Raw genomic sequence first — 26,292 nt, forward strand, 5'->3', positions numbered from 1 at the left:
CAGGTCGCTGAGGCGGTTCGGTTTAGCGATGTGCTGTGATCGGAGGACGGAGCGTCTGGTGTCTGGGAGACGCTTCAAAGATGCGGTTATGTTTATGCGCATAAAGTCCCGGCAACGGCTTCGCGGGACCGGCAACTGTGATCAGCCTGACCAATGCCCTGTGAGGGGCGGTCTCGGTGGCGAAAGGGCGTGATTGCGGGACACGTCGGGTGCGTTTATGCGCATAAAGCCTGCGATTGTGAGGCGCGGTGCAAGACGCACGCTGACGTAGATGGATGTCGAGACGAAACGGCGCCGGGCGATGACTGTATCGATAATCCATCGACCCGGCACGACATCATTGCGCGTCTGACGCGGGCGAGGCTCGTGCCTTCGGCCCTTCACCGCGGGCCATCCTTGCGTCTGGTTTATGCGCATAAACGCCGCGCGCCGAGACGGCGTTGCCTCGATGCACATCGGTTCCGCGATGGATATCGACGGCGCACATCCAGCTCAGCCTCGCAGACCGCTCATCCCGCTCGCGAATGCGCGGCGGGTTCCCCAACGAAGTTGATCGCCGCGACCTCTGCAGAGTTTATGCGCACAAACTCCGCGGCTCGCAGGCAACGCTGCCCATCCAGCGAAAGGGCAGTGTACCGAGACATATCTCTGCGACGAACAGCCCCGGCGATGTAGCCCATGAAGACGCACCCATCGAGCACCGCGACGACCGCTCGGCATCGGTCTCGTCGTATCCATCACACCGCCAACACGCGCCGCCCATCTCCGCCATCTCGTTTATGCGCATAAACCGATAGTCCGAATGGCCAACGCGTAGTTGTCGAACGACAATTTCATTGAAATTCAAATATCGTCCTGTAGAATTCCAACGACCAAAACAGGAGTGAAAATTGGCCGCGGAAATCATTGCAGTCACTCAACAAAAAGGTGGCGTCGGCAAAAGCACGATTGCCATGCATCTCGGCGCCGCGTTCCATGAAAAAGGGAAACGCGTCCTCGTCATCGACGCAGACCGTCAAAACACGCTGGTTCACTGGTCGAGTGCATCCGGCGACAGCGACAACGGCATCCCGTTTCCGGTCGTCAATCTGGCCGAAGCCGACGGCCAGATCCATCGCGAGATCAAGAAGTTCATCAACGACTACGACATCATCGTCGTGGACTGCCCGCCGTCGATCACCGAGAAAGTCTCCGGCGTCGTCCTGCTGGCCGCATCGATTGCCGTGATCCCGACATCGTCGTCGCCGGCCGATTACTGGTCGAGCGTCGGACTGGTCAAACTGATTCAGCAGGCGCAGGTGATGAACGAAGACCTCCGCGCGGTGTTCCTGCTGAACAAGACCGAAGAGAAGCGCATGCTGACCCGCGAGCTCAAGCGTGCGCTCGAGGAACTCGGCTTCCCGCTGCTGAAGACACAGATTCCGACTCGGGAAGCGTACAAGCAAGCGATGGCGCTCGGTCAGACCGTGCTGCAGATGAACGACCGCGGCGGCAAGCTGGCGGCCGCCGAAATTCGCGCATGTGCCGACGAAATCGTCGCCATGCTGCCCTGACTTTATGCGCATAAAGGAGTCACATGAAACCTTCCCAATTTGCCAAAGGATTCCAAGCGCGCCCGGATATCACGACGAGCGAGAAGCGCACGGCGCTTGATCGGCTCAATGCGATCGACGGCATCGTCAAGTCCGAGACGCCGCCCCCGGCATCGACCAAATCCGCGAAGAAGGACATCGCCCCGCCGCCTGCTCCGGAATTCACGATCGACCCGTCGATCGACGAATCGCCGCAATATCGCGCGTGGCGCCTCGAGAATCGCTATGCGCCGGGGCAAGTGATCGAGCTGCCGCTGAAGACGATCAAGCACAGCCCGTTCAACCCGCGGCACTTCTATCTGAAATCGTCGATTGCCGAACTCGCGGTCAACCTCGCGAAGCAGGGTCAGCAGCAGGCCATCCACGTGATTCCGGATTACGACAATCCGGGCACGTATTTCGTCAGCGACGGCGGCCGCCGCGTGCGGGCGCTGAAGGAAGCAAACAAGGAGTCGGTCAAGGCGATCGTGATCGACGTGCCGATCGGCATCCAGAGCTACAAGCTCGGCTACGACCTCAACGTTCAGCGCGATTCGCAAACGGTGTTCGACAACGCCGTCGTGTGGCGCCGCTTCCTCGACGACAAGCATTTCCAGAGCCAGAAAGAACTCTCCGAGCACCTCGGCCTCGACGAGTCGACGGTGGCCGTCGCGTTGTCGATCGGCAAGTTGCCGGAAGCGATCATGCAGGAAATGGTCGCGCGCCCCGATCGCTTCGGATCGAACATGGCGTATCAGGTCGGCCGTTATCACAATGCGCGCGGCACCGAGGCGACGCTGCGGCTGATCAACAAGATCGTGTCGGACGATCTCAGCACGCGCCAGGTGTCGGACATCGTCAAGGGCCGCGTCGCGGCGCAGGAAACGCCAAAGGCGGCCGGCCGTCAACGCTATGCGCAGCGTCTCGAGATCAAGCTCGGCGGCAAGTCGGTGGGCGATCTGAAGTCGTATGGCGAAGACCGCATCGAACTGCGCCTGCGCGGCCTCCCGAAGGACAAGCGCGACGCGATCCTCGAGCAGCTCGAACGGATGCTGTTGTCGGAGTGAGGGAGGCGGCCGGCAGGGCCTGGTGAGGACGCCGGCCCCACCCGACCAAGGGGTGGAGACCGGCGGCGGCCCGTCAGCGGGCCTGAGCGGGCGTCAAGCGGCCCGCGACTGGTTCAGCGTGAACGACAGCAGGTCGCCGTCCGTCGGCTCGCCCCAGGTCTTCTGGGCCAGCCAGTCGAAAAAGGCCGTCTCGGCCAGCTTGGAATCGAGGCCGCGCTTGCGCCAGTCGTCGCGCAGATGCGAGCCCATCGTCGGCAATGCCTCCGACTCGAACGACTCGCGCGCCACTTCGCGCTCCGCGTCGCCCTGCTCTTCGTACAGCACCTTCGCTTCCTTGCGGCGGAACGCCGCGAACTCGCTCAGTAGGCGTGCCTTCAGATCGTCCGGCTGGGCAGCCGCGACCTTCGCGGACGGCGTGCCCGCCGGCAGTGCGTCGACCGACTCGACCGGCGGCGCATAACCCTTCTTCAGCGCATCCTTGAACAGCGCCGGCGCGCTGCGCACCGGCGGCAGCGTCGTGCTGCGCATCCGCTGCTCGGTCATCTGCAGCGCAGCGCGAATCCGGTTTTCCTCGCTGTCCGCATAGAGCGTCTGCGCTTCCTTCAACGGGATCCCGAGCTTCACCATCCGGTCGACCAGCGTGCTGTCGAACACATTCGGGTGTTCGTCGAGCGCGAGCATCGGCTGCTTGCGCTCGGTCACGCGGAACTGGATCTCGGCCACCCGACGCCCTTCACGGTGCTCGATCAGCTCGACGAAGATGTTGGTGACCGCGTTGACTTCCGCTATCGCCGGGCGCAGGTAGTCGCGCTTGAAGTACTTGTACTCGCGCTTCGCTTCGTCGCCGGCTTCCGTGTCGGGCGTACCCGACAGGATCGGCCGCCACCATTCCCACGGCTCGCGCATCGTCAGGTGGCTCGGGTTCGTCAGGTAGCGCACGCAGATTTCGTACAGCGCGAGACCGGCGCTGCTGCGCAGCTGGCTCTGGAACTGCAGGCTCAGGCGCGCATACTGGACGGGGTCGAGCAGCTTCTTCTTGATCTTCGGTGCGAACGAGAATTCGACCCACACGCGGCGGGTGGCCGGATCCTCGAGAATTTCCGCATCGGCGATCAGCGTGGAGATCCCCCACTTGCGGCCGGGCTTCTGGCTCGACGTCCCCGTGCTCCATTCGACCTGCACCGACACCATGCGGCGCAGGTGCTCCTTCACCAACGCGGTGTCGTTCGAATCGAAAGCGGAGTTGGCGACGATGTCCGACAGCAGCGCGCGATACGTGTCGCCCGAGTCGTCGGCCTGCTGCGCGACGGCCAGCAGGACATTGAACAGCTTGCGAGTGAGGAGCGTGATCTTGCCGCTCTTCGGCTGAATGGCGATCGCCTCGACGGCCTTTCGCAATTCGGCTGAACTGGCACTCACCACATCCACATCGGTTTTCTTGGCGCGCTTCGTCGTGGCCATACGTCGGGTCGGAGGAGAAGTTTCCCGGAAGGATAGCGCCTGCGGTGATGTGCGTCCAGAACGACATGCTCACCATAGCCGGTGAAGCGCGCCGGCAAAACGGCACTCACCCGAACCGCTCCCGAAAACGCTCACCGGTCCGCCCGTACGGCGTTCCGGACTCGTCCAGACGTGCCGCGGCATGCGCCGATTCACAGAATTTCACCTGTGCAGGACACGTGCGAAATTGGTTCCCGTATCGGCTCACCTTTCGATTTGTCGTAATTTTGCGACTGCGCAACCGTGAGTTCGACACAGGGTCGCGATTGCACCTCACCGTTCGTCCCGGACCCCCGCCCATCGGCCTGTATGCATGTACAGGCGCGGCCCGCCGGAACATCGGTTCGGCTTTGACACGTGGAAAATCGCGATCGATACCGGCACGCGCGGCCCGATTGGCGGCGGCTTGACCCGCCCGGGCGCGCATTGTACAGCGCGCGAATCGTATCCGGTCCCGAAAATTCTCACCTTAAGCACAGCATGTGGATTCGTCCGAATGTCGACGAACGTCCGACACACGCGGGACTGGCAGCCAATGACTCCCGAAAACGCTCACCTTACAGAAGAAGTGCGGCACCGCAGCGGGTCCGGAAACGACTCCCGAAAAACCTCACCGTAACCGGCACGGTATCAAAAATCTCAATCTCTTCCGATACTTATACACAGAAGGCATTTGGCTGTGCATCGCGCAGACCTCCCGAAAAACCTCACCTTTCGACGGGAATCCGTCATATGACAACCGGATGTCGGCCCCTGAAAAGTCTCACCTGTGCCAAAAAGTGGCACAGCAAAAATGAGATATCCGCCAGTCCTGGCGGGCTTTTCGACGAATCAGGCCCGTCAAGAGTCCCGAAAAGCCTCACCTTTGACCATTTTTTAAGCAAATACGGCTCCCGGAAAGCCTCACCTGTGGCGGAGATCGCGGCCTGTGATCGATGCCCCGAAAAAGCTCACCTTAAGGGGATTGGAGCAGGAAAACCCGGATTTCCCTCCCGAAAAGCCTCACCTTTGGGGCATCACAGGTGCCCCAAAGCACTTTTGCTGTGCAAAATGGCGTTCGCTTCCCGGAAATCCTCACAGCAAATTCCCGTCGAGTCCCGTGAAACCTCACCTTTCGCCCAATCTGCCCAAAAGATGGGGAGAATCAGGGCGCGAAGCACGTCCTGCAAATTCTCACCTATGTCTGCACAGGCAGAAAACTGTGCAGTCAGGCACAGTGCGGGTTCCGCGGCTGTGCAGCCCCGAAAACCCTCACCTGTGGGAAAACGCTTGTTTTACTGTGATCCCGAATCCGCTCACGACCCTTCCTGCATCGGCTCACGCAGCTCCCTGAACCCCATCACGTCAGCTCCCGCAGAAGATCACCTTGGCTCCCGTAAAACTTCACCTTGTCGGCCGGAAAGCCTTGCACCATAAGGCTGTGCCGTGGCGTTAACGTTTTTAACTAAGGGTTCAAGGGTGTTTACTTCTAATACTCTCAAACCATCGGCTGACGAGTTTTCCACAGACACCCCAACCCCTGAACACCCACAGGCAATCGGATCTGCCGTCATGTGAAACAAATGCTCGAATTCGGGGTTGGCGGAAAATCACTTGCAGCACAAGGACTTGGCGGACTTTCTTCGCTTTGTTTCACGGAATTCCAGGCCACCTTCAGCGGGATGGGCCCACAGATCCTGTTTCTGTGCAAAACGACGTAAATTCACAACGGACCCTCGAAAGAAGTATCAAAAAACACGTATTTCGTTATGATTGCCACACTTCATTGTCTACGAGTATGGCCATGACCCTGGACGAAATGCGTCAAGTCATTCGGGAAGAACTGGAATCGCTGCGCGCGAGCGGTGCACGACGTCAGGAATTGTCGCTGCATGCGTGCAAGCGCCTGTTCTTCGATCTCGGCATCCGGCCGTCGGCCGCCAACGTCCGTGATCTCACCCAGACCGGCAGCGCCAGCGACATCCCGAAAGACATCGACCATTTCTGGGAGCGCATCCGTTCAGCCTCGAAGATCCGGCTCGACGGCGCGGCGATCCCGAAGGCTGTCGAGGAAAAGGCCGGCGCGTTGCTCGGCGCACTCTATGAAGAGGCATTGAAAATCGCGCGCGACAGCCTCGATGCGGATCGCGAGCAAGTGCGTGCCGACATGGCCGACGCGGAACAACGGTTGCGCGACGCCGCCGTCCGTCAGGAAACGCTTGAGAGCGCGCTCGCGCGCGGTGAAGCGAGAAACGAGCAATTACAGGCGCGGGTAACGGAACTCGAGGTTCAGCTTGCGTCGCAGACCACCCACGGCTCGGCAAGCGAAGCGACGCTGCTCACCACAGTCGCTCGGCTGGAAAAGGAACTGGCCACGGCTGCCGGCCGGATCGATGCCGAACAGGCTCAGAACGCCGCACTACGCGACCGCATCGATGCGCTGCAAGCCGAATTGCAGCAGCGCACCGAGCATTACGCGCAGCAAATCAAGGATGCGGTGGCTGAAGCCGAACGCCGCGTCAAGCCGATGCTGGTCGAACTGGATTCGTTGCGCAGCATGGCGTCGACCTACCAGAGCGGGTTGCGCGACGTCCAGCGCAAGGAATTCGATTTCCTGCAGCAGTTGAGTTCGGCCAAGGCGCGTGCCGACCGGCTCGAAGAACAGTTGCGTGCCCAGAGCGACGAACTGGAGCGCGCCACGCGCGACATGAATTCGTTGCGCGCGAACCGCGGAATGAGTCCGGAAATCGCCGCACTGATCCGGCGCCTGGCCGACGCGGGACGACTCGATGCGGACGCGTATGCCGCGATCGGCACCTCCCTGGATCACGAGATTCCGGCGCCGACCCGGTGCCCGCATTGCGACGGCGAACCGGAACTGTCACACGGGAACGAGGGTTTTGAAGTCGCATGCCCCGAGTGCGAGCACGCGTCGGGCGCATGGCCGTCCCGCTTCGAAGCCGTCGCGCGTTTTGCGCAGACCTGACCCGGACGCCGGCGCCGCCGCACAGGTGAGAGGATCCGGGAAGCTTGAGGTGAGGTTTTTCGGGAGCCATGAAACGGTGAGCCTGTGCCACGCAAGGCTGCTCACGGATCGTTTCGTGTGAGCAGCCGTTTCCCGATCAGTGAGTTTCGTCGCCGTCGGACGCGTCACCGTCACCGTTGTTGTCGGCCAGCCCGTCACGCCAGTTTTTCCATGCACGATGCAGGCGATTCGACGAGATCGGCCGCATGAAGCCCAGCCATTTGCCGACGCGCTCTGGCGGCACGTCGTGCTCGAACAGTTCGGCCGCGTAGGTATTGCGCAATGTTTGCGGGCTGGCGCGCGCCGTGCGTGACGACGTGAGCCCGGCCGATTCGACGATCGCGTCGATCGCGCGCAGCATCGTCGCCTTGTGCATCGGCCGCCCGGCATGCGATGCGGGGAAGAGGAGCTCTCCCGGAATCTCCTGGCGTTTGCGTTCGGTGAGCCAGGCTTCGAGCAACGCAATGGCGAACGAGGCCAGATGGGTGTCGCGCGAGTAGTCCGGATGCGTCGACTCGATCCGCAGCGACGTGCCGCTCGTATTGATGCAACTAATCGTAAGTGCGCGCGCTTCGCCGGTTTTGATGCCGGCACCGAGAAACGCGGCGACGAGCGCGCGGTCGCGGCGCTCCTTCCAGTACGCGGAACCCGATACGCCGATCGGCGAAAACAGATACGCGAGCAACGTCGCACGTTCCGCAGGCGTGAGGAAACCGGTCGGTTCGTTGTCGCGCGCCTTGCGCCAATTCGCTTCGCCATCCTGAGCAATGAAGCGGGCCGGATTGGTCGACGCGTACTCGGTGCGGCGGACATGATCGAGCACACGCTCGATGAGCCGGAGATAGCGCATTCGCTGCGTTTTCTTGATCGGCAGTTCGCCGACGAAATTCGCGATGGTCGGCGTATCGACCGTCGCCAGATTCTTTTGATGTGCACGCATCCACGCGAGAAACGCGCCCCATTGTGCGCGATAGACGTCGGCCGACGAGCGGCGATAGTCCTGCATCGCCAGCCACGCGTCGAACGCGGCTTCGGGCGAGGCGACCCAGTCGGACGCATCGCGGTCGAACAGATCCTTTTCTTCCGGCGAGGTCGTGTGGGGAGAGGCGGGAAGAGACATGGTAGTAATTCCGTTAGTTGCGTATATGGTAGCCCTTTTCCGCAACGTATCGGGCAGCAAGCGGGTGAACCGGCCGCCATGCGCGGCGGCCGGGCTGGGCCGTCAGTCGCCCCACGCCTTGGACTGGCGGTGCGGACGCGCGGGACGCGCGGTGTCCTGCGCGTTTGCCGCGGCTTCGTACGCGAGAACGGCGAACGAAAAGACCGCGGGCAGCGCATTCGAGCGCCCGAAGTCGATCGGATCGTCCGTTTCGGGAAACGTCATGTCCGACGGCCGTTCGAACAGTTGACGCATGCCCGCGTCGTGCCGGCTGGCAAAGCCGAGATCGGCGAGCGCTTCGGCTTCGATCGCATGCAGCAGGCGCCACGTCAGCGGCACGCGCTGACGGATGTAGCGCCCGGCGATATGGCGAACGATCAATTCGAGGTCATGCGCGGCAGCCTTGAAGCTGAGCGCGGCCAAATCTTGTTCTTCTGTCATTGCAGGCTCCTGTCGACCGGGACGGGCGCCTCGGTGCGCCGGCTCCGGCCCATGCATGGCGGAATGTCCGTATACTGTACAAACATACAGTATTTTCCGCAACAGGCCTGCGACTGACCTTTTGGCCAGCTATACGCGCCGTCAGCGATGGATCACGATCAGCAGTGCCCGCGCTTCGGCCTTGCCGGGATTGCGGATCGCATGCGGCTCGTCGGCGGGGTAGCGCGCGGTGTCGCCCGCCTTCAATCGGCGGCTGGCCGCGGCGGCCTCGATTTCCATCGCGCCCTGCAGCACGGTGAGGTGCTCGCGCGTGCCCGGTTCGTGCGCGTTCGATATCAGGGCGCCGCCGCCCGGTAGCGTCAACTCGTACCACTCGAACTTGCCGGCGAGTTCGATCGGGCCCCATACGCGCAACTGGTACCGGCCGTCGTGGCCGGCGAGCGTCGGAATGTCGTGCGGGCCGTCCACGCGGATCGTCTCGGGCGCCTTCGGCTGCGAGAACAGTTCGTCGAGCGTGATGCCGAGCGCGTTCGTCAGCCGCCATGCGACGGCGATCGTCGGGTTGGCCTTGTCGCGCTCGATCTCGGAGAGCATGGATTTCGATACGCCGGCTGCGCGCGACAGGTCGTCGAGCGTCAGCTTGCGCTCGTTGCGCAGCCGCTGGATCTGCTCGCCGACGCGCGGCGGGGTCGCGGCCGGCGGCTGCGGGGCGGCGTCGGCAGGCATGCGCCGCGATCCGGAGGAACTTGCCATTTGGATTCCGTTCGCTTAGAGTTGTTCGATATTTCGAATTCTAGTTCGGAATATCGGATAAATGCGGTCAACCGAACGACCGACTATAACAGTAGCAGGCCGTTGCGCCGCCACGAGCCGTGCGCCGCGGAATGCGAAACCCTGTCAGGAGCTTTGCGATGCGTGATGCCTTTCTCGCCCAGGTGCGCGGGACGCTCGACCAGATCCGCGCGGACGGTTTTTACAAGACCGAGCGCGAGATCGCGAGTCCCCAGGCGGCAGCCGTGCGGCTCGCCGGCGGCGCCGGCGTGCTCAATTTCTGCGCGAACAACTATCTGGGTCTGGCGAACGATCCTCGCCTGATCGACGCGGCGAAGGCCGGCCTCGACCAGGACGGCTTCGGCATGGCATCGGTGCGCTTCATCTGCGGCACGCAAACCGTCCACAAGCAACTGGAAAGCGCGCTGGCCGCGTTTCTCGGCACCGAGGACAGCATCCTCTATTCGAGCTGCTTCGACGCGAACGGCGGGCTGTTCGAGACACTGCTCGACGAGAACGACGCGGTGATCAGCGACGAGCTGAATCACGCGAGCATCATCGACGGCATTCGCCTGTGCAAGGCGAAGCGTTTGCGCTACAAGAACAACGATCTGTCCGACCTCGAGGCGAAGCTCAAGGAAGCCGACGCCGCGGGCGCGCGCCACAAGCTGATCGCAACCGACGGCGTGTTCTCGATGGACGGCATCATCGCCGATCTGAAAGGCATCTGCGATCTCGCCGATCGCTACGGCGCGCTCGTGATGGTCGACGATTCGCATGCAGTCGGCTTCATCGGCACGCATGGCCGCGGCACGCCCGAGCACTGCGGCGTCGAAGGCCGCGTCGACATCATCACCGGCACGCTCGGTAAGGCGCTCGGCGGCGCGTCGGGCGGCTATGTCGCCGCGCGTCGCGAGGTGATCGAGCTGCTGCGCCAGCGCTCGCGTCCGTATCTGTTCTCGAATACGCTCACGCCGAGCATCGCCGCGGCATCGCTGAAGGTGCTCGAGCTGCTCGGCAGCGACGAAGGCGCGAAGCTGCGCGAGCGCGTGCGCGAGAACGGCGCGCGGTTCCGCAAGCAGATGACCGAGGCCGGCTTCACGCTCGTGCCCGGCGCGCATCCGATCATCCCGGTGATGCTCGGCGACGCGCAGCTCGCGACGAACATGGCCGACAAGCTGCTCGGCGAAGGCGTCTATGTGATCGGCTTCTCGTTCCCCGTGGTGCCGCGCGGCCGTGCGCGCATCCGCACGCAGATGAGCGCCGCGCATACGCCCGAACAGATCGACCAGACGGTCGCCGCGTTCGTGCGCGTCGGCAAGTCGCTCGGCATCATCTGACGGAGGCGCGACCATGAAAGCACTGGCAAAGCTCGAACGTGGCCCCGGCCTCACGCTCACGCGCGTGAAGCGCCCCGAAGTCGGCCACAACGACGTGCTGATCAAGATCCGCCGCACGGCGATCTGCGGCACCGACATCCATATCTGGAAGTGGGACGACTGGGCGCAGAAGACGATTCCGGTGCCGATGCACGTCGGTCACGAATATGTCGGCGAGATCGTCGAGATGGGGCAGGAAGTGCGCGGCTTCGCGATCGGCGATCGCGTGTCCGGCGAAGGCCACATCACCTGTGGTTTCTGCCGCAACTGTCGCGCCGGGCGCCGGCATCTGTGCCGCAACACGGTGGGCGTCGGCGTGAACCGCGAAGGCGCGTTCGCCGAATACCTGGCGATTCCGGCGTTCAACGCGTTCAAGATTCCGCCGGAGATCTCCGACGATCTCGCGTCGATCTTCGATCCGTTCGGCAACGCGACGCACACGGCGCTGTCGTTCAACCTCGTCGGCGAAGACGTGCTGATCACCGGCGCGGGCCCGATCGGCATCATGGCCGTCGCGATCGCGAAGCATGTCGGCGCGCGCAACGTCGTCATCACCGACATCAACGACTATCGGCTGGAGCTCGCGCGCAAGATGGGCGCGACGCGCGCGGTCAACGTCGCACGCGAGTCGCTGCGTGACGTGATGGCCGACCTGCACATGACCGAAGGCTTCGACGTCGGTCTGGAGATGTCGGGCGTGCCGAGCGCGTTCACGAGCCTGCTGGAGGCGATGAACCACGGCGGCAAGGTTGCGCTGCTCGGCATCCCGCCCGCGCAGACGGCCATCGACTGGAACCAGGTGATCTTCAAGGGGCTCGAGATCAAGGGCATCTACGGTCGCGAGATGTTCGAGACCTGGTACAAGATGGTCGCGATGCTGCAAAGCGGCCTCGACCTGTCGCCGATCATCACGCATCGCTTCGCGGCCGACGATTACGAGCAAGGCTTCGCCGCGATGCTGTCCGGCGAAAGCGGCAAGGTGATTCTCGACTGGACGGCCTGAGCCGGGTGTCGACAGAGACGGGGCGGCGCGGCACGTTGGCCGGCCGCCCCGTTTTCATTTGCGCGTGCACCGTCGCGCGTCGACACACGTGATTCAGCGCTTGAGGTGAGATTATTCGGGAGGTGTGTTCGCGCGCCGAATCGCAGCGCGATTTCGCATCGGTGAAGGGCAATCGCACGTTTGCTTCACCCGTCTGCCTCTGCTTCGCTTTGTCCCTTCCGCACCCTTCCACATGCCGGGCGATCGTTCGCGACGCACCGCACGCGACGCCGAATGGAATCGGAACCTCAACCGTGAGCCCGCGAATATCGTTGCGACTCACTCATGCACTCGGCGCACGGCACCCAATGGTGCGCCGATCGTTACTTGCTCCGTTCACCCTTCGTCCATCGCGGTTCGAGCTGAAGATACAACACGACGAGCCAGCGCTTCGGGCATTGCGGCGCAATGTCGACCGGATCGCCATGCGTGCCGGGAATCGTGATGAACCCGTGCTGCGCCGCGTACTGATACGCATGCAATGCATCGGCCTGCAGCCAGAAGCTGACGAGCGCATACGTCACGAAGCGAAACAGCAGCACCGTCGCGGCGTCCGGCGCGAATCCGGCCGCGGCCAGCAGGCTTTCGAACGCGAACGTCAGCGCCTGCGCAACCGCGATCGTGACGATCGTCAGCTTCATCACGCCGCGCAGTCGCAGCGCGGCACGCACACGTGCCTGCCTGGCGTTGAGCCGGGCGTGATCGTCGCCGTGGTCGCGCTTCGGCGCCTCGCGTCTCATGACACCGCACCGGCTTGCCGCGCCACCTCGATCTGCGTCGTGCCGACCGCACACATGCGGGCGTTCGCGATACTGACCGCCTTGCACAGGATCGCGCTGTCGTAGTTGTGTCCTGGAAAACGCATCACGTCGACCAGTTGAAATCCTTCGCGGCGATAGAAGTCGACGAGCCGGACCGCCGCATGCGGCGCGTCGAGTGCGAGGTGTGTCGCGCCGCGCGCGGCGGCCCGATGTTGCGCAAACGCGAGCAGTGAACGGCCGATACCGCGGCCGTGCCAGACGGGATCGACGGCCAGCTGGCCGAGCGTCGCGACGCGCCGGCTGCGAAACGAATCGCAGCGGGAATCGGGATCGTACGATTGCATCGTCATCGTCGCGACCAGATGCGCGTTGCCGAGCGCGACGAAGCACTCGCCGGCGAGCATGCGTTCGCGCGTCGCCGACGCCGGCTGATCGACGCCTGGGCAATTGAAGCCCAGTGTGCCGAGCGGCGCGAACGCGCGATGTAGCAGCGCGGTCAGTACGTCGTACGAATCGCTGCGCGGATCGAAGCGCCGCACGACGACGCGGCCATCGAGTCGCTTCGCATAAGCCGCATAGGCGCGCGCGGGGCGCGCGGATTCCGGTCGCTGCATGATGTCCTTGTGCGTAGACAGGGTGACCGAAGTGTAGTGAGCGTCCCCTATCGGCCTCAAGAAAAAATGTCGTAAACGCGCGCCGTCCGATCGCGCTTCAGCCCTTCCACCGACAGGGCCTTTTCATCCGGGTATTGACGACGGAGAACGATCGTTCTACCGTAAACCCATGAATACACCTCTCGACTCCTCCGGCGAACCGGGCGTTCGCGACCGGCTGCTCGACGCGGCCGAAGCGCTGATCTATTCGGGCGGCATCCATGCGACCGGCGTCGATGCGATCGTCAAGCGATCCGGCGCGGCACGAAAGAGCTTTTATTCGCATTTCGAATCGAAGGAGGCGCTGGTCGTCGCCGCGCTTGAACGCCGCGACGAGCGCTGGATGCGCTGGTTCGTCGATGCCACGCTGGCGCGCGGCCACGCGCCGCGCGCGCAACTGCTCGGCATGTTCGACGTGCTGCGCGACTGGTTCGGGCAGCCCGACTTTCACGGCTGCGCGTTCCTGAATGCGTCGGGCGAGATACCCGACGCCGACGATCCCGTGCGCGTCGTCGCCCGCATGCACAAGGCACGCCTGCTGGCGTTCGTGCGCGAACGCTTCGACGCCTATGCCGACGAAACCGGCGTCGCGCGCCGCGGGCTCGCGCGCATCGCGCGTCAGTGGCTCGTGTTGATCGACGGCGCGATCGGCGTGGCGCTCGTCAGTGGCGATGCAAACGCCGCGCGCGATGCGCGCGCGACGGCTGAACTGCTGCTCGATACCGTATCGCGGTAGCCGACGCAGCGAATCCGAACCGGCTGCGTGCGTTCGCAGCCAGAACCCTGAACAGGAGCAATCCATGTCCGCTTCCCCCGAAGTTCGTCCGCCCGTTCCGCCCTTCACGCTTGAAACGGCGCGCCAGAAAGTGCGTGCCGCCGAGGACGGATGGAACACGCGCGACCCGCAACGCGTGTCGCTCGCCTATACGCCGCAAAGCCGCTGGCGCAACCGCGCGGAATTCGTGACGGGCCGCGACGAGATCGTCGCGCTGCTGCAGCGGAAGTGGGCGCGCGAACTCGACTACCGGCTGATCAAGGAGCTGTGGGCGTTCGACGGCAATCGCATCGCGGTGCGCTTTGCGTACGAGTGGCATGACGATGCCGGCAACTGGTTCCGTTCGTACGGCAACGAGAACTGGGAGTTCGACGAAAACGGCCTGATGGCGCATCGTCACGCGAGCATCAACGATCTGCCGATTCGCGAGGCGGACCGTCTTTATCACTGGCCGCTCGGCCGTCGTCCGGACGATCATCCAGGGCTGTCCGACCTCGGGCTGTGAAGCTCGCGCCCGTTCAAAGGATTGGCGAACGCATCATCGGAGGTTCAACGGTGAGGAAATTCGGGAGCCTGCCGCTGAAGGTGAGATTTTTCGGGACGAGGTGAAATGTCGCGTCGGACTGTGTGCGTTGAACAGGTCGACGCGACATCGCACGGTAAAGCGGTGCATACGTCGAAGTGCAGCGGTGCGCGTCACCGCGCGATGCATTTCACCGACCGTGTCGAAGCGATCGTGCATTGACGATCGGTGTGCGCGAGCGACACGTGCAACTCACCGATCGGATCATCCTTCGGCTTGCGATGAAAAACCGCGCAAGCAGTGCGCGTTGCGATGTGTCGTCGCTCACCGCTCGACTTCACGCCGGCGCATCGGCGGCGTTCGCACACGTGGGCAACCGCATCGTGCGTCGCTCGGCGCAGACCGATTGACGAAGCGCCGCCCGGCATGCGCGCCGGGCATGACCCTCGACCTCAGCCCGCGATCCGCGCGGCGATCGCCTCGCCCACTTCCTGCGTGCCCGCGTTGCCGCCGAGATCGCGCGTCCGCGGTCCCGTGCGCAGCACGTCCTCGATCGCGGCGACGATCGCATCGTGCGCGTCGCGTTCACGGCCCGTGCCGTTCCCGAGGAAGTCGAGCATCATCGCCGCCGACCAGATCATCGCGACCGGATTCGCGATGTATTGCCCCGCGATGTCGGGCGCCGAACCGTGCACGGGTTCGAACAGCGACGGGAACGTGCGGTCGGGGTTCAGGTTCGCCGACGGCGCGATGCCGATCGTGCCCGTGCAGGCCGGCCCGAGATCCGACAGGATGTCGCCGAACAGGTTCGACGCGACGACGACGTCGAAGCGGTCTGGCTGCAGCACGAAGCGCGCGCACAGGATGTCGATGTGCTGCTTGTCGACCGCGATCTCCGGATAGCGTTCGGCCATCTCGGCCGCGCGTGCATCCCACCACGGCATGCTGATTGCGATGCCGTTGCTTTTGGTCGCGACGGTGACGCGCTTCGCGCGCCGCTGCGCGAGCTCGAACGCGAATTTCAGCACGCGTTCGGTGCCGTGCCGCGTGAAGATCGACTGCTGCATCACGACTTCGCGCTCGGTGCCTTCGAACATCGTGCCGCCGACCGACGAATATTCGCCCTCGGTGTTCTCGCGCACGATCATGAAATCGATGTCGCCCGGCCGGCGGCCGGCGAGCGGCGACGGCACGCCGTCGAACAGGCGCGCGGGCCGCAGGTTGATGTACTGGTCGAATTCACGGCGGAATTTCAGCAGCGAGCCCCACAGCGAAATGTGATCGGGCACCGTCGCCGGCCAGCCGACCGCGCCGAACAGGATCGCGTCCATGCCCGACAGCTGCGCTTTCCAGTCGTCCGGCATCATCGTGCCGTGCTGCGCGTAGTAGTCGCAGCTCGCCCAGTCGATCTCGACGAAGTCGAAGCGGATGCCGAAGCGCGCGGTCACGGCGTCGAGCGCGCGCAGGCCCTCGGGCATCACTTCGCGGCCGATGCCGTCGCCGGGGATCACGGCAATCCTGTAAGTCCTGTCGGTCATGCAAATCTCCTTGGCTGGTTGGCCGGCTGCCGGGAAGGCAACGGCCCGTCACGTCATTCTATTTATTTCCATCTGGATTAAAATCGCTTAAAAGTTAATCGACTTTCCACGAATCGTGAATAAATCGCCGAACCTCGACGACTTGCGCGTGTTCAGCCTGGTCGTCCGCCTCGCGAGCTTCAGCGCGGCTGCCGAGCAGCTCGCGGTGTCGCCCGCGTATGTCAGCAAGCGCGTCGCGATGCTCGAGGCGCAGCTCGGCACGCGCCTGCTGCATCGCTCGACGCGCCGGATGACGGTCACCGAAGCCGGCGAACGCGTGTTCGCGCGCGCCGAAAAGATTCTGGACGACGTCGATCATCTCGTCGAGGACGTGTCGACCACGCGCACGGTGCCGCGCGGCACGCTGCGCATGTCGAGCAGCTTCGGCTTCGGCCGGCACGTCGTCGCGCCGGCGCTGCTCGACTTCAGCGCGCGTTATCCGCAACTGAACGTGCGGCTTGATCTGTTCGACCGGCTCGTCGATGTGGCCGGCGAAGGCTACGACCTCGACGTTCGCATCGGCGACGACATCGCCGATCACCTGATCGCGCGCCGCCTTGCCGCGAACCATCGCGTGCTGTGCGCATCGCCCGACTATCTCGCCCGCCGCGGGACGCCGCGCTCGCTCGCGGATCTGGCGTCGCACGACTGTCTCGCGATCAAGGAGCGCGATCATCCGTTCGGCGTATGGCGGCTGACCGTGCGCGGCGAAACGACGACGGTGAAGGTCGGCGGCGCGCTGTCCACGAACCACGGCGAGGTGGCCGTGCAATGGGCGCTGGCCGGGCGCGGGATCGTGCTGCGCTCGATCTGGGAGGCCGGGCCGCTGATCGAGAGCGGCGCGTTGTGCCGCGTGCTGCCGGAAGCGGTCCAGCCCGCGAACATCTGGGCCGTGTATCCGGAGCGCGTCGCAGCGTCGGCGAAGGTGCGCGTGTGCGTGGATTTTCTGGTGGAGACGCTGGCCGGCCTGAATGCCGCCGCGGGTGACGATACGGCCTGAAACCGCCTAAAGGTGAGCTTTTACGGGGGCATGCGCAGGCACCGTCGACGATGCCTGCGGGCGCGTCATGCCGCGTGTCGCGCACCGAGCATCAAGTCGAGATTCTGCACGGCGGCGCCGGATGCCCCTTTGCCGAGATTGTCGAACACGGCGGACAGCAGCACCTGACCGCCGTCTGCGTTGACGAACACACCGAGCCGCAGGTCGTTGGTGCCGTTCAGCGCTTGCGGATCGAGATGCGTTGCCGCGCGTGTGTCCGCGAGCGGCGTCACGTCGACGTGACGCGCGTTCGCGTAATGGTGCGCGAGACACGCATGCAGCCGCTCACCGGTCACCCCGGCCGGCAGCAGGCGCAGCTCGATCGGGATGGTGAGCACGATGCCTTGCCGATACGCACCGTAGGCCGGCACGAAGAACGGGCGGTGCGCGAGCCCCGCATGCTGCCGGATCTCGGGCACGTGCTTGTGCTCGAGCGCGAGGCCGTAGACCTGCAGCGGCAACGCGTGTGCGGCGGCGTCGCCCGATTCGAACGCGTCGACGGCGGCCCTTCCGCCGCCCGAGTAACCGGACACCGCGTGGATGCTCACCGGGTAGTCGCGCGGCAGCAGCCCGGCCTGCAGCAGTGGGCGCAGCAGGCCGATCGCGCCCGTCGGGTAGCAGCCCGGATTGGTCACGCGCTTCGCATGCGCGATGTGTTGCGCCTGTCCGTCGGCCATCTCGGGAAAGCCGTAGACCCAGTCGGGCTGCGTGCGATGGGCCGAACTTGCGTCGATCACGCGAACGGCCGGGTTCCGGATGAAGCCGACCGCTTCGCGCGCGGCCGCGTCGGGCAGGCACAGGATCGCGATATCGCACGCGTTGAGTGCGTCGGTGCGCCGCGCAGGGTCCTTGCGTTCCGCGGCGGGAAGCGTGAGCAACTGCACGTCGGGGCGGTCGCGCAGACGCGCGTGAATCTGCAACCCGGTCGTGCCCTGGTCGCCGTCGATGAAGACAGTGGGGAAGCTCATGATGGTCGTGTGCGTCGCGTTCGGTCGTCGGGGAAGCCGTATCGTCCACCGAACGCCTAGAATAGGAAAAGTTGAATTTGCTGACCGTCCGATTCAGCTTTTCTGAACGAGAGGTGTGTGATGCGCGAGATCAGTCTGGACCGCCTGCGTACGCTGGTCGCGATCGCGGACCACGGATCCTTCGTGGCGGCGGCGCAATGGCTTCATCTCGCCCCGCCGACCGTCAGTCTGCACGTCGCCGAGCTGGAAAGCCGCATCGGCGCGCCGTTGCTGTCCCGCACGCGCGGCAACGTGCGCCCTTCGGCGATCGGCGAAGTGCTGGTGGAGCGGGCGCGGCGTCTGCTGGCGGAAGTCGAATCCACGCTGGACGACGTGCAGCGACAGGTGCAGGGGTTGACCGGGCGCGTCCGCCTCGGCGCATCGACCGGCGCGATCGCACACCTGTTGCCGCAGGCGGTGGCCGGATTGCGTGCGCAGCATCCGGATATCGACGTGCAGATCGCGGTGCTCACGTCGCAGGACACGCTGGCGCGCATTGCGCAAGGCACGCTCGATGTCGGGCTGGTCGCGCTGCCGCAAGCGCCGGTCGCGGGGCTGTCGATCCGGCCGTGGCGCCGCGATCCGGTGATGGCCTTCCTGCCGGCGGACTGGCCGCTTCCGGCCCGTGTGACGCCCGCGTATCTGGCCGCGCGGCCGCTGATTCTCAACGATGCGACGACGCGCCTGTCGCGGCTCACGACCGAATGGTTCGCGCTCGGCGGCCACCGGCCCGAGCCGCGAATCGAACTCAACTACAACGACGCGATCAAGAGCCTGGTCGCCGCAGGGTACGGCGCGACGTTGCTGCCGCATGAGGCGGGCGCCCCGCTGCCGGATGCGCGCATCGTCATGCGGCCGCTACGCCCGGCGTTGTGGCGCGAGCTGGGGATTGCGCATCGAGCCGGCCCGATCGAACGGGCGACGCAGCACGTGCTCGATGCGCTGCGGGCGCTCCGTGCGCGATAGCGGGCCGTCGTGCGGCTGACGCGCGCAAGCCGTGCGGCCCGGACGCGCGTTCAGAGCCGGTTGTCCTTCGCGAGCGTGAGCACGCGCGCCCAGCGCTGCGCATCGCGCTTGTCCATCATCGGCAGCTTCCATTCGCCGCGCACGGCGTCGCGCACGCGCACGACGAGATGCCAGCGGCCGTCGATCGGCGCGGCCTCGCAGCCGTCGAGCTGCGACAGCGTATAGCGGCCGTCCGCGCCGTCGTGCGACAGCCACAGCAGCCCTTGCGTCGCGGACACGCGCAACTCGCCCCACGCGCGATGCACGATGTGGGTCCAGCCTTCTTCCTTCGTGTTCGGTGCGATGTCGCGACGGCGCTTCAGCCACCACGCGATCAGCGCGATCAGGAGCGCGGCGGCCAGCACGGCGGTCACGATCGCGACCGGCTGGCCGAACTGTGCGGCGATGACGTGAAACAGATGAACGGCGCCCCAGCCCAGGGCGATGAGCGCGAATAGCGCAATGAAAATCGGCATGTCGGATCGGAAAGAAGGACGGGCCGGCGCATGCGGCGCGGCGGCCCGTTGCACACGGCATTACCGGCGGCGGTGAATGTCGTGCGTGACGAAGCCCGCGTCGTTGACGGGCAGCGCGAGGCCGTCCTTCACCGCGAGCGTCTTGCGGATGTCGTCGAGACCCGCGGACCAGTGGTCGCGCATCGTCGACAGACCGAACTGATAGTCCTTGTAGTGATGCTCGTACGCTTTCTGCTGATAGATCAGGTGCTGGATGTTGTACTTCTTGCCGCTCGACATCGCTTCGGCCTCGACGCACCACGGGTCGTTCTTGCGCTGTTCTTCCGGCACCTGTTCGAGCACGTGGCGCAGCACGTTGCGGTAGCGCTGTTCGCGCTGCAGCGTGTCGGTGACGAACCGCGTGCGGCTCGAATACTGCACGTCCTTCGTGCGCTCGGCGACGTCGGCCATCGTGCGCGGCAACGGCCCGCGCGCGCTCCACAGATCGACCTGGAACGCGAGCGTGTCGCTGCGCGGCCGGGCGCGCAGCACTTCCATCAGCGGCGTGTTCGACACGACGCCGCCGTCCCAGTAGTACTCGCCGTCGATCTCGACGGGCGGGAACGCGGGCGGCAATGCGCCGGACGCCATGAAATGCTCGGGCTCGAGACGGATGCGCGAGTTGTCGAAGTACACGAAGTTGCCGGTGCCGACGTTGACCGCGCCGACCGACACGCGCGTCTCGCCCGAATTGATCCGGTCGAAATCGCACAGGTTCAGCAGCGTCGTGCGCAGCGCCGACGTGTCGTACCAGCTGATTTTTTCCGGATGGTCGGACACGCCCGGCAGCGGCGGCGGAAAGCGCGGCACGAAGAAGCCCTGCTGGCCCTGCATCATCGCGCTGGCGGCCTGCGACGCGGTGAAGAACGTGCGGATCTGATCGATGCTGTTGAACAGCGCGAATTCGAACGCGGCCGGAATCGTCGGGAAGAACGCAGGCTGGCAGATCGTTTCCCAGAATTCGCGCAGGCGCTCGACGCGATGCTCCGGCGCATTGCCGGCGATCAGCGCGGTGTTGAGCGCGCCGATCGAGATGCCCGCGATCCAGTCGAGCGGAATGCCTGCTTCATGCAGCCCTTCGAATACGCCGGCCTGATATGCGCCGAGCGCGCCGCCGCCTTGCAGGACGAGCGCGATCGTTTCGTACGGCAGCGACCGCGCAGCGGCCGGCGCACCGGCTTCGTGGCGCAGGTCCGCCGCATCGACGGCCTGCTTTTCTGTACGCGCGTGCGGTTTCATCAGTTGCTCCGAGAAATCCCGCCGTGGACGGCGGTGATGGATGGCGTGACGTCGATCGACGGCACGCCATCTCGAGAAGGGCGGTGGCGCGGAAGTCGCCTACCGTCGGGGAAACGCCGGCGTTACTGCATGAACCAGCCGTGGCTGACGACGAACGATTGGCCGGTGAGCGCGGCGCTCGGGAATGCCGACAGGAACAGCACCGTCTGCGCGACGTCCTGCACCGTCGTGAACACGCCGTCGACCGTGTTGCCGAGCATCACCTTCTTGATCACGTCCTCTTCGCTGATGCCGAGCTCCTTCGCCTGCTCCGGAATCTGCTTGTCGACCAGCGGCGTGCGCACGAAGCCCGGACACACGACGTGCGAGCGCACGTTGTGCTTCGCGCCTTCCTTCGCCAGCACGCGCGCGAGACCCAGCAACCCGTGCTTGGCCGTCACATACGCGGACTTCAGCGGCGACGCCTCGTGCGAGTGCACCGAGCCCATGTAGATCACGACGCCGCCGCGATCGTCCTTGTACATGTGCTTGAGCGCGGCCTTCGTCGTCAGGAACGCGCCGTCCACATGGATCGCCTGCATCTTCTTCCAGTCGGAGAACGAATAGTTCTCGATCGGGTTGACGATCTGGATGCCCGCGTTCGACACGAGGATGTCGACCGAGCCGAACGCCTCGGCCACCTTGTCGATGCCGCTGTTCACGGCGTCCTCGTTGGTCACGTCCATCGCGACGCCGATCGCCTTGCCGCCTGCCTTGTTGATCTCGTCGGCGACCGCGTTCGCGCCGTCCTGGTTCAGGTCGGCGATCGCGACGGCCGCGCCTGCCTTGGCCAGCTCCAGCGCGATTTCCTTGCCGATGCCGCTCGCGGCGCCCGTGACGACTGCGGTCTTGCCATTCAGGTTGCTCATGTTCGAATTCCCGTGGTGAAAGGATTGACAGGGAGAAAGGACTGCGGACGTATTACTGGGCCAGGTAATCGTAGACGACTTCGCCGAGGCCCAATGTCAAATCTGCGACGATGTGCCGGGCTTCGACGATCTCGAGCACGGGCAGGTCGGCCACCGGCGCGAGCGCGTGCGGCGCCAGCTCGAGCGATGCGGGGCCCGTCCATGCGCCCTTCATCTTGATGTCCTGCATGTAATAGCGCACCAGTTCGCACACGCGCGCGGTGCCGTCGACGTGCGGGATGATCTTCAGCAGGAAATTGGGGCCGGCGAGCCGTTTCGTCTGCTCGTCGATGTCGAGTTCCTTGTGCTTGTAGCCCATCGTGCCGGTCGCGACGCGCACCTTGCCGTAGTCGAGCGTGCCGAGGAGGTGATCGGTGTTCACGTGCAGGGTGGGCGACGCGAGCTTCTTCGGGAAGCCCCACAGCTCGCGGCCGCCGGCGATCGGCGGGTGATCGTCGAGATACATCGCGAGCGTATAGCCGCCCGGCTGCCCGTCGTACTCGACGGGGATCACCTGGCCGCTTTCGGTGTAATCGCCGAAGCCGGTCGAATCGGCCATGCGGATGAATTCGTAATGCACGAGCGGCTCGGTGATTTGCAGCGGCTCGGGGACAATTTCACGAAGGCGGTCCGGATCGGTGCGGTACGTGATGATCAGAAACTCACGATCGACGAAACGGTACGGGCCCATCGGGAACGCAGGGCTGGTCAACGGCATCGCAAACGCTTTCGATCGGACATCGCTGGGTTTCATGCGGACTCCTTGTTGTTGATCGCTTCGTGGATGAGTGGTCGTAATCGTATGCCTGTGCGTTGCCGTTGTGCGATGCCGCATATGGAATTAATTGTTGCCGATTTCGAATTATTTGACGCGTAAATATTGAGACGAACGGTGTAAAACGGCGCTGTCGGCCCCCGGCAGCACCAGCGTCGCACGTGTCGATGACGCCATCATGTGAAAAAGGTGAGTCTTTACGGGAGGCATGGTGAGCTTTTGCGGGAGGCGCGGGCGCGGGAATATGACAATTGCGTGAACTTGTGTTGCAGTGCAGGTTCTAAGTGCGTTCGCCGCGCGGGCCTTGTCCGGTCGGCTGTCGTCTTTAAAGCACCGCCTAAGCGGTCACGTCCTAGCATCGTTCGTCTCCGGCCGGGCAACCGGCCGATCGTTTATGCCTCACGCAACCGGATTCATGCAGAACCTCAATCTCGCCCTCTTTTCCACCATCAACGCCGGGGTTGCGCCGCACCCGGGCGTTGCCCGCCTCGCGATCTTCGCCGCCGACTGGCTCGTCTATGCGCTGCCCGCGATGTTGCTGCTGACCTGGGCCTTCGGTGCACGCTCCGCGCGGCGCCAGGCGATCGAAGCCGGCGTCGGCGTCTGTGTGGCGCTCGGGGTCGCGCAAGCGCTCGGGCATGTCTGGTTCTCGCCGCGCCCGTTCATGGCCGGCGTCGGTACGCAGTTGATTCCGCACGCGCCGGACAGCTCGTTTCCAAGCGATCACATGACGTTCGCATGGAGCATGGCGGTCGGCCTGCTGCTCGGCGGCACGACGCGGGTCACCGGCTTCGTGATGGCTGCAATGGCCGTGGCGATCGCATGGGGACGCGTCTATGCGGGTGTGCACTGGCCGTTCGACATGGCGGGCGGCGTGCTGGTCGGCACGGTCGGCGCGCTGGCCGCGCACCTGTACGGGCAACGCGTGACCGCGCTGCTCGAACGGCTCGGCGATTCGGTGCACGCGGTCGTGATGGGGCGCCGGCAGGCGCCGTAAGCGGAAGGAAGCGGCAGGCCGCCGTCAGCCGGACGAGCCGGGTGTGCGGGCCGATTCGGCCGACGCGGACGGGCCGCCGGCCGCGTCGCGCAGTTCGGGTGTATCGGCCGGATGCCGCGCGGTATCGCGGTCGAGGGCGCTTTCCGTCAGGATCGCGCACATCGCGACGAACAGCGCGACGACTACCGCGGCGAGGCCGCAATAGCCGGCGATCTTCAGGTGGCGAAGGAAAGGCGAAGCGTGGCTTTCTTTTGTCATGACCGGGCGCTCCTGGGCGGGCTGCGGCGGCTGTCGCCCGACAGCGGCGCGCAGACACAGATATATACCAGCCGCGATGCCGGTGCCAAGCCTGCTGCTGCGTGGGCGCCACGATTGTGTCATTCGCCCGGCAACCGGGCGCCTCCGCTCAGTCTTCCAGCGTTTCGTGCACGGCCGCCGCGCCGCGCTTCCAGTAGGCCGCCGCGCGGATGCGCGACTTGTCGATGCCGCGTTCGCCGGTCAGGTGCTGGCGCACCGCGCGCATCGACAGCGCTTCGCCGGCCGCCCACACGTAACCGTCGCCGGACGACGGCAGCGGCAGATCGCGGACGGCATTCACCAGCGCGTCGCCGTTCGCCGTGTCGGCTTCGGCGCGGAAGCGCCAGATTTCATGCACGTCGGCGCGCGTCTCGAACGAGATCTGCGCGGTGCGATCCGCGACTTCCAGCACGACCGCCGCGCGCGCACCGGCCGGCAGTTCCTCGAGGCGTCGCGCGATGGCCGGCAGTGCCGTATCGTCGCCGATCAGCAGATGCCAGTCGAAATCGGTCGGGACCACGAATGATCCGCGCGGGCCGCCGATGCCGAGCCATTGGCCGACACGCGCTTGCGCGGCCCATTGCGATGCGGGGCCAGGGTGGTTCAGCACGAATTCCAGATCGAGCTCGCAGGCGGCGCGATCGAAGCGGCGCGGCGTGAAGTCGCGCGCGGCCGGCTTCGCTTCGCCTTCCGGAAACTCGGGGCCGTTCGCGCCGAGCGTCGGCAGTGCGGGCCGCTCCGCGCCCGGCGGCGGGAAAAAGACCTTCACGTGATCGTCGAACGACGCGGATTCGAAATCCGCGAGATCGGCGCCGCCGAGCGTGACGCGCAGCAGATGCGGCGTCACGGTATGCACGCGCAGCACCTGCAGCAGCCGGAACTTGAGGGTGTGGCGCACGCGGGTGACGGTGCGTTCGGACGTGTTCTGCATCGATCCGTTCTCCTTGGGTTGTGACGGGGCGGCGCGGATCACGCGCCGGCGCCGCCTTCGATTTCAGCCGTCGCGCGGCGCATGATGGCCGCGATGCGGCGCTGTTCGTCGGCATCGGCGGCGCTCTTGTGCAGCAGCGCGCGCTTGAGCGCGAGACGCGCCTCGACGAATTCCGGCAGCCAGCCGGCCTGCGATTCGTCCTGCGCGTCGGCGCCCGCCGATTCCCCGGCGAACGCGCGGCGCATGAATTCCATCTTGCGAGCGAGGTGCGTGAGGCGTGCGAACAGCGTGTCGACGCGTTCGCGCTGGGCATCGAGATGCACGCGGCCGGCGTCGGTCAGCGCATAGCGCTTGCGGTTGCCTTCCGCCTGCGACGCGACGAAGCCGACTTCGTCGAGATACGTGAGCGCCGGATACACCATGCCGGGGCTCGGGCTGTAGAAACCGTTCGAGCGCGTGTCGAGCGCCTTGATCAGTTCGTAGCCGTGGCTCGGTTGCTCGGCCACCAGCGCGAGCAGGAGCAACTGAAGATCGTCGGAGCTGAACTGGCGGCCGCGCGGCATCGCGTCGTCGCCGAAATCGCCAAAGCCGCCGCGCCCGCCCCGGCCGCCGAACGGGCCGCCACCGAATGCATCGTGGCCGCCGCGACGGTGGCGGCCGATCGCGTGCCAGAGACCGGCGAACCAGTCCGGGCGGGCATGCGCACCATGACCGTCGCATCGGGCATGGCCGCGGAAGTGGTTGTGTCGCATGATCGTATCCTGTGTGTCGTAAAACATATCTAAAGATATATTTCGGAAGATAGGGCGTCAAGGGGATTATTTGGGGGCGGGATGGGGAGGCGTTGTGACCGACGGCTTGCGACTGTAGGGTCTCAATGATTGTGAGCTTTTTCTCACATATTGATTCATCGAATCATTAGTCAACAGCTATTAAAGCGTCGACATCGCGTGCTATCCCGATTCGTTCGGTTTTCGACAACGAGACGGTCCATGGCCACGGCTGTATTAGATTCGCGGCTGGTTCATAACGCGGTAAGAGTGATGCAGCGGGGAGGTATGGCTTTGGGGACCCTTGTTCCGTAGGACTGGGTCCCCTAGACCATGCTGCTGATGTGCCTGTCCCATGAGGGAATTCAAGCCACTGTTTGGATCTGCCAGCCCTTTTTAGCAAGGGCATCGCATACCTTGTGCGGGACACGACTCTCGTTTGCCGCAAGACATAGCAGGCTCGTTGGACGTGACATTGCCACGTAGAGGTTCCGCATCTGCGCCTGCTGCGTCTCGGGAAGCTTTGCTAGCGCCTTGGATGGAATGC

General features: G+C 64.7%; 26 protein-coding genes. 11 read left to right on the forward strand and 15 right to left on the reverse strand.

Going from position 1 to position 26,292, the window contains the following annotated elements; all coding sequences use genetic code 11:
- Window positions 1-890 precede the first annotated feature (890 nt).
- Window positions 891-1,553, forward strand: coding sequence for a ParA family partition ATPase (gene parA, locus CFB81_RS28310; RefSeq protein WP_006480195.1), 663 nt, complete (start codon window positions 891-893; stop codon window positions 1,551-1,553).
- Window positions 1,554-1,576: 23 nt separating this feature from the next.
- Window positions 1,577-2,638 (forward strand): ParB/RepB/Spo0J family partition protein, encoded by a 1,062-nt coding sequence (locus CFB81_RS28315; protein WP_069619668.1) that lies wholly within the window; start codon window positions 1,577-1,579, stop codon window positions 2,636-2,638.
- Between the two features lie 93 nt (window positions 2,639-2,731).
- Here CFB81_RS28315 and CFB81_RS28320 read toward each other — a convergent pair whose 3' ends face one another.
- A complete protein-coding gene (locus CFB81_RS28320; protein ID WP_069619667.1) occupies window positions 2,732-4,099 on the reverse strand; it encodes a replication initiation protein in 1,368 nt (455 codons plus the stop codon).
- Between the two features lie 1,822 nt (window positions 4,100-5,921).
- Here CFB81_RS28320 and CFB81_RS28330 point away from each other — a divergent pair.
- A complete protein-coding gene (locus tag CFB81_RS28330; protein WP_089437341.1) occupies window positions 5,922-7,103 on the forward strand; it encodes a DNA-binding protein in 1,182 nt (393 codons plus the stop codon).
- Between the two features lie 136 nt (window positions 7,104-7,239).
- Here CFB81_RS28330 and CFB81_RS28335 read toward each other — a convergent pair whose 3' ends face one another.
- The 3 genes from CFB81_RS28335 to CFB81_RS28345 all read right to left on the reverse strand — a co-directional run bounded on the left by CFB81_RS28335 (window position 7,240) and on the right by CFB81_RS28345 (window position 9,495).
- Entirely contained in the window at window positions 7,240-8,262 is a 1,023-nt protein-coding gene (locus tag CFB81_RS28335; protein WP_089437342.1) for a tyrosine-type recombinase/integrase, read from the reverse strand.
- Window positions 8,263-8,364: 102 nt separating this feature from the next.
- Window positions 8,365-8,742: a DUF2471 family protein gene (locus CFB81_RS28340; RefSeq protein WP_069619664.1), complete on the reverse strand. Its 378-nt coding sequence runs from the start codon at window positions 8,740-8,742 to the stop codon at window positions 8,365-8,367.
- Window positions 8,743-8,883: 141 nt separating this feature from the next.
- Window positions 8,884-9,495 (reverse strand): helix-turn-helix domain-containing protein, encoded by a 612-nt coding sequence (locus CFB81_RS28345; RefSeq protein WP_069619663.1) that lies wholly within the window; start codon window positions 9,493-9,495, stop codon window positions 8,884-8,886.
- Window positions 9,496-9,653: 158 nt separating this feature from the next.
- Between CFB81_RS28345 and CFB81_RS28350 the strand changes: the two genes are divergently transcribed.
- Together CFB81_RS28350 and tdh are read left to right on the forward strand one after the other, a co-directional pair.
- The gene (locus CFB81_RS28350) at window positions 9,654-10,853 is read left to right on the forward strand and encodes a glycine C-acetyltransferase (RefSeq protein ID WP_089437343.1); all 1,200 of its coding nucleotides are present in this window, start codon (window positions 9,654-9,656) and stop codon (window positions 10,851-10,853) included.
- 13 nt (window positions 10,854-10,866) lie between these two features.
- Window positions 10,867-11,895 carry an L-threonine 3-dehydrogenase gene (gene tdh, locus CFB81_RS28355; protein WP_011548747.1) on the forward strand — a complete coding sequence of 343 codons (1,029 nt, stop codon included), beginning with the start codon at window positions 10,867-10,869 and terminating at the stop codon, window positions 11,893-11,895.
- Between the two features lie 362 nt (window positions 11,896-12,257).
- On the opposite strand, the gene CFB81_RS28360 is transcribed toward tdh, so the two are convergent.
- Window positions 12,258-12,674, reverse strand: coding sequence for a hypothetical protein (locus tag CFB81_RS28360; protein WP_089437344.1), 417 nt, complete (start codon window positions 12,672-12,674; stop codon window positions 12,258-12,260).
- Window positions 12,671-13,309, reverse strand: a complete 639-nt coding sequence (locus CFB81_RS28365; protein WP_089437345.1) for a GNAT family N-acetyltransferase — start codon at window positions 13,307-13,309, stop codon at window positions 12,671-12,673. Before CFB81_RS28365 ends, CFB81_RS28360 begins: the two co-directional genes overlap by 4 nt.
- 169 nt (window positions 13,310-13,478) lie before the next feature.
- Between CFB81_RS28365 and CFB81_RS28370 the strand changes: the two genes are divergently transcribed.
- The 3 genes from CFB81_RS28370 (at window position 13,479) to CFB81_RS36305 (ending at window position 15,056) form a co-directional block, all read left to right on the forward strand.
- Window positions 13,479-14,084: a TetR/AcrR family transcriptional regulator gene (locus tag CFB81_RS28370; protein ID WP_069619658.1), complete on the forward strand. Its 606-nt coding sequence runs from the start codon at window positions 13,479-13,481 to the stop codon at window positions 14,082-14,084.
- Window positions 14,085-14,148: 64 nt separating this feature from the next.
- Window positions 14,149-14,628, forward strand: a complete 480-nt coding sequence (locus CFB81_RS28375) for a nuclear transport factor 2 family protein (protein ID WP_050013484.1) — start codon at window positions 14,149-14,151, stop codon at window positions 14,626-14,628.
- Window positions 14,629-14,864: 236 nt separating this feature from the next.
- Window positions 14,865-15,056, forward strand: coding sequence for a hypothetical protein (locus tag CFB81_RS36305; protein WP_069619657.1), 192 nt, complete (start codon window positions 14,865-14,867; stop codon window positions 15,054-15,056).
- Between the two features lie 42 nt (window positions 15,057-15,098).
- On the opposite strand, the gene CFB81_RS28385 is transcribed toward CFB81_RS36305, so the two are convergent.
- The gene (locus CFB81_RS28385) at window positions 15,099-16,184 is read right to left on the reverse strand and encodes a tartrate dehydrogenase (protein ID WP_069619656.1); all 1,086 of its coding nucleotides are present in this window, start codon (window positions 16,182-16,184) and stop codon (window positions 15,099-15,101) included.
- A gap of 115 nt (window positions 16,185-16,299) precedes the next feature.
- Between CFB81_RS28385 and CFB81_RS28390 the strand changes: the two genes are divergently transcribed.
- Entirely contained in the window at window positions 16,300-17,223 is a 924-nt protein-coding gene (locus CFB81_RS28390; RefSeq protein WP_069619655.1) for a LysR substrate-binding domain-containing protein, read from the forward strand.
- Window positions 17,224-17,288: 65 nt separating this feature from the next.
- Here CFB81_RS28390 and argC read toward each other — a convergent pair whose 3' ends face one another.
- Window positions 17,289-18,230 carry an N-acetyl-gamma-glutamyl-phosphate reductase gene (argC, locus tag CFB81_RS28395; protein ID WP_069619654.1) on the reverse strand — a complete coding sequence of 314 codons (942 nt, stop codon included), beginning with the start codon at window positions 18,228-18,230 and terminating at the stop codon, window positions 17,289-17,291.
- 120 nt (window positions 18,231-18,350) lie between these two features.
- On the opposite strand from argC, the gene CFB81_RS28400 reads away from it, so the two are divergent.
- Window positions 18,351-19,235 carry a LysR family transcriptional regulator gene (locus CFB81_RS28400; protein WP_069619653.1) on the forward strand — a complete coding sequence of 295 codons (885 nt, stop codon included), beginning with the start codon at window positions 18,351-18,353 and terminating at the stop codon, window positions 19,233-19,235.
- Between the two features lie 50 nt (window positions 19,236-19,285).
- Here the strand turns inward: CFB81_RS28400 and CFB81_RS28405 are convergent, their stop codons facing one another.
- The 4 genes from CFB81_RS28405 to CFB81_RS28420 all read right to left on the reverse strand — a co-directional run bounded on the left by CFB81_RS28405 (window position 19,286) and on the right by CFB81_RS28420 (window position 22,729).
- A complete protein-coding gene (locus CFB81_RS28405) occupies window positions 19,286-19,750 on the reverse strand; it encodes a hypothetical protein (RefSeq protein WP_089437346.1) in 465 nt (154 codons plus the stop codon).
- A 60-nt stretch (window positions 19,751-19,810) separates the two neighbouring features.
- Complete coding sequence (locus tag CFB81_RS28410) at window positions 19,811-21,028, reverse strand: patatin-like phospholipase family protein (RefSeq protein ID WP_069619651.1); 1,218 nt, start codon at window positions 21,026-21,028, stop codon at window positions 19,811-19,813.
- Between the two features lie 122 nt (window positions 21,029-21,150).
- Window positions 21,151-21,936, reverse strand: a complete 786-nt coding sequence (locus CFB81_RS28415) for a 3-hydroxybutyrate dehydrogenase (protein ID WP_069619650.1) — start codon at window positions 21,934-21,936, stop codon at window positions 21,151-21,153.
- A 52-nt stretch (window positions 21,937-21,988) separates the two neighbouring features.
- The gene (locus CFB81_RS28420; RefSeq protein ID WP_050017224.1) at window positions 21,989-22,729 is read right to left on the reverse strand and encodes an acetoacetate decarboxylase; all 741 of its coding nucleotides are present in this window, start codon (window positions 22,727-22,729) and stop codon (window positions 21,989-21,991) included.
- Window positions 22,730-23,165: 436 nt separating this feature from the next.
- Here CFB81_RS28420 and CFB81_RS28430 point away from each other — a divergent pair, with 436 nt between their 5' ends.
- Window positions 23,166-23,747 carry an undecaprenyl-diphosphatase gene (locus tag CFB81_RS28430; RefSeq protein WP_089437348.1) on the forward strand — a complete coding sequence of 194 codons (582 nt, stop codon included), beginning with the start codon at window positions 23,166-23,168 and terminating at the stop codon, window positions 23,745-23,747.
- A 24-nt stretch (window positions 23,748-23,771) separates the two neighbouring features.
- Here CFB81_RS28430 and CFB81_RS28435 read toward each other — a convergent pair whose 3' ends face one another.
- The 3 genes from CFB81_RS28435 to CFB81_RS28445 form a co-directional block, all read right to left on the reverse strand.
- Window positions 23,772-24,005, reverse strand: a complete 234-nt coding sequence (locus CFB81_RS28435; protein WP_089437349.1) for a hypothetical protein — start codon at window positions 24,003-24,005, stop codon at window positions 23,772-23,774.
- Window positions 24,006-24,153: 148 nt separating this feature from the next.
- Entirely contained in the window at window positions 24,154-24,975 is an 822-nt protein-coding gene (locus CFB81_RS28440) for a siderophore-interacting protein (protein WP_089437350.1), read from the reverse strand.
- Window positions 24,976-25,013: 38 nt separating this feature from the next.
- Window positions 25,014-25,727, reverse strand: a complete 714-nt coding sequence (locus CFB81_RS28445; protein ID WP_069619684.1) for a PadR family transcriptional regulator — start codon at window positions 25,725-25,727, stop codon at window positions 25,014-25,016.
- Between the last annotated feature and the right edge of the window lie 565 nt (window positions 25,728-26,292).

The organism is Burkholderia sp. AU28863 (assembly GCF_002223195.1).
GTDB classification, from domain to species: Bacteria; Pseudomonadota; Gammaproteobacteria; order Burkholderiales; family Burkholderiaceae; genus Burkholderia; species Burkholderia sola.